The sequence below is a fragment of the Desulfobulbaceae bacterium genome, assembly GCA_015231515.1.
Taxonomy (GTDB): Bacteria; Desulfobacterota; Desulfobulbia; order Desulfobulbales; family VMSU01; genus JADGBM01.
This window is the reverse complement of the sequence record JADGBM010000102.1, coordinates 7,619-10,488: the sequence shown is the minus strand read 5'-3', so window position 1 is coordinate 10,488 and position 2,870 is coordinate 7,619. Positions and strand designations below refer to the sequence as shown.

Sequence of the window (2,870 nt, the reverse complement as noted above, 5' to 3'; positions counted from 1 at the left end):
TTTAATCTGAAAAACTGATTTTAATTTCCGTGTCATTCCGTGTGGTTCAGTGGCCTAAAAACATGAAAAAGTATAACTTTTGGGCGAGCATGAGCCTCATTGCGCTTAAGTTACGAAGCGAAGGGGTTTGTGCTACGCGAGATCGTATAACTTCACCGTTAATTACTGACATTGCAGAAGATTGTAAACATCGTTCATTACCTTCATTATTTCGCTTCGTTCCACATCGAAGCTATTGGCGGCTCTATCCACCTGGTCAGAGAAGGAAGATGACTCAACTTTTGCGTCAGCCTGTTTATTTTCAACCGCTGTCTGCTTGTCAGGTCCACGCAAAATAGGAGCTGGAACTGCTTGTAGCTCAAGTGTTGACTGTTCTTCATTGATTGATTCCTGTTTGGCATCGGTGTTATCTGAATCGAGGTTTTCTTCGGGGGCAAGATTGCCATCGCTGACAGGCTTTTCGTCTGGCGTTAAGCCCTTGGGTGTAACTGGTTGCTCAAAGGTAACCGGCTGTACATCAGGTTCAACGGCTGGTTCAACCTGTTCTACCAGCGGCGCTGTTATCTCTTGATTATTCTTGTTAAGTGCCTCCAGATCGAGAGTAATCTGATTAAGGGTGGTGTTGCTGTCTTGCAGCGACTGACTAGTAGCCTGGTAACGAATTAGGCCATCAGAACTGACCGGCTTTGTCCCCCCGGTTAAGGCAACAGGCTCTTCAAAGAGATTTTCCTCCTCCATAAGCTGCTCAGTAGCAGTCTGGGTATCTTCAACAACTGTTTTGGTTGTTTGAATATGACTGGTGGTAATCAGCTCATCACTAATAACCGGGGGCGCTGGAGAAGTAACAATTGGTGCGGTAATCACCGGCGGTCTTGGATCAACATGAATAATGGCGGTGGCGATAGTGGAACTGAAGGCAGTTGTCCCCCCGCTGTTTGCACCGGAAGTGTCAGCTGGACTGCCGACATATCGATTATGTGGAATGTGCTTGATTTCGGCGTAAGTTATGCCAGGGCCAAACAACAGGCTGATCGCGTCTTAATCGTTGAAGAGCGACGGCGTAAAGTCATCCAGAATATACTGCAGGACGTACGCTACGCTTACTGGCGAGCTGTAAGCTCAGAAAAGTTAATTCAGGACATGTTCGGCCTTCTTAACCAGACTAAAATCGCTCTGAAACATTCGAGGCTCATTGCAGAAGAACGCCTGCAGTCTCCAAAAGAGTCCTTGGAGTACCAGAAGGCTTTGCTGGAAAATATTCGCCTGCTTTGGAGCATTATCCAAAACCTCACGCCGGCTAAAGTCGAACTGGCCTCCTTAATGAACCTTCCCCCTGGCATTGAGTACAAATTAACCGAGGAAGACTGGTCTTTCCCTGAAGTGCCGGTGTTTAGTGCCCCACTACCAGAACTTGAAAAAATGGCCCTTATTTACAGGCCGGAACTCAGAGAAGAAGATTACCGTGTCAGAATCAGCACTGTTGAAATTCGAAAATCCCTTTTAGAAATGCTGTCGGGACTCAATTTGACGGTGAGCCCCAAATATGATAGCACAGATTTTTTGTATAACCAGACCTGGTGGGATGCAGGAGCCGCTGTTTCTCAAAATATTGTGAAGCTTTTTTCCGGACCGCAATCAATTAAAGCTGCCAAGGCGCAGGTCGGAGTTGATACCCTTCGCAGGCAGGCTGTCAGTATGGCGATACTGGTTCAGGTCAATCTCGCTTACCAGCGTTTCGGTCTTGCCAAAAAAGAGTATACTGTTTCCCGTCACCTGGATAATATCAGCCATCAGTTAAACACCCAGATAGAAGCCGAAAAAACGGCTGGCACCGCCAACGAACTTGACCAGATAAAGAGCATGACAAACGTCCTGATTGCCAAAATGCGGCACTACAACGCCTATGCTGAGTTGCAGAATTCTGTCGGGCGGATATATAACACACTTGGCACCGACATCATTCCTGCCCAGGTGGAATCCACAGATATTACAACTTTGGCATCCGCCATTAAACAATCCATTGAAAGCTGGCAGGATCAACTCAACCCGGCCTCTGCAGGCGATGACAGCCAGGAACCATTAATTGCCGGACTGCCGGAGTCAAGTTTTGACTTAAGTGATCTGTCACTGCCGAAAGAAACTGATTCTCGTGACCTTTTTCGTAATCCAGTTTTTCGTGCATCTCAGCAAAATGCCTCTGTTAATAGTCTATTAGATGATACCGTTGACTTCTCGCGACCAAGTAGAGAGGAACGAAGGATATCCGACATGACCAAAACAAGAGTCATCGTCAGAGACAATAAAGCAAAGGCCGAAGATTTGAATACCGAAGAAATTGATATGGACTCTTTTGAAATAAGCCTACGTTCTGCTCCAGATGCAAGTGATATACTACGACAACGACTATTGGATGATAGCGAAGACAGCCCCGTCCGCGTTCAGGTTAAATCAACTGGTTTGCGGCAGACTCCCTCCTGGTATCGCCGGGACGTTACCGCCCCGGTTGCAGATCCCGGCGTAAAAGTTAAATTATCATCTCCACTGTCTGTCCGTACCTTCAACTAAGACATGCGTTATTTAACAATCACCCGTCTTTTCATACATATCGCAGTTTTATCTCTATGTCTGTCATCACACGCATCAGCCCTCGAAAACAATGGTGCTGTACGCGTCCTGATTATTCCTGAGGTGGAAACCATCTTCTCCGGTGAAATTTCCGCCAGCATCCAGGGAATTACCATTGATTTCGGAGATCGCTTTGCCAAGGGGCAAGAACTTATTGTTTTTGATTGTCAAATGTATGCCGCAGAACTTAAAAAATCAGAAGCAGAGCTTTTGGAAGCCACTAAAACACTTGAAGCAAACAGTCG

At 46.5% G+C, this 2,870-nt stretch carries 3 protein-coding genes; 2 read left to right on the top strand and 1 reads right to left on the bottom strand.

Translation table 11 applies throughout. The features are described 5' to 3' along the window. Positions 1-162: 162 nt before the first annotated feature. Entirely contained in the window at positions 163-864 is a 702-nt protein-coding gene (locus HQK80_13095; protein ID MBF0223140.1) for a hypothetical protein, read from the bottom strand. 18 nt (positions 865-882) lie between these two features. On the opposite strand from HQK80_13095, the gene HQK80_13090 reads away from it, so the two are divergent. Both HQK80_13090 and HQK80_13085 read left to right on the top strand, forming a co-directional pair. Continuing rightward, complete coding sequence (locus HQK80_13090) at positions 883-2,565, top strand: TolC family protein (GenBank protein ID MBF0223139.1); 1,683 nt, start codon at positions 883-885, stop codon at positions 2,563-2,565. A 3-nt stretch (positions 2,566-2,568) separates the two neighbouring features. After that, the coding region (locus tag HQK80_13085; GenBank protein MBF0223138.1) for a hypothetical protein at positions 2,569-2,870 on the top strand (302 nt) is incomplete at its 3' end.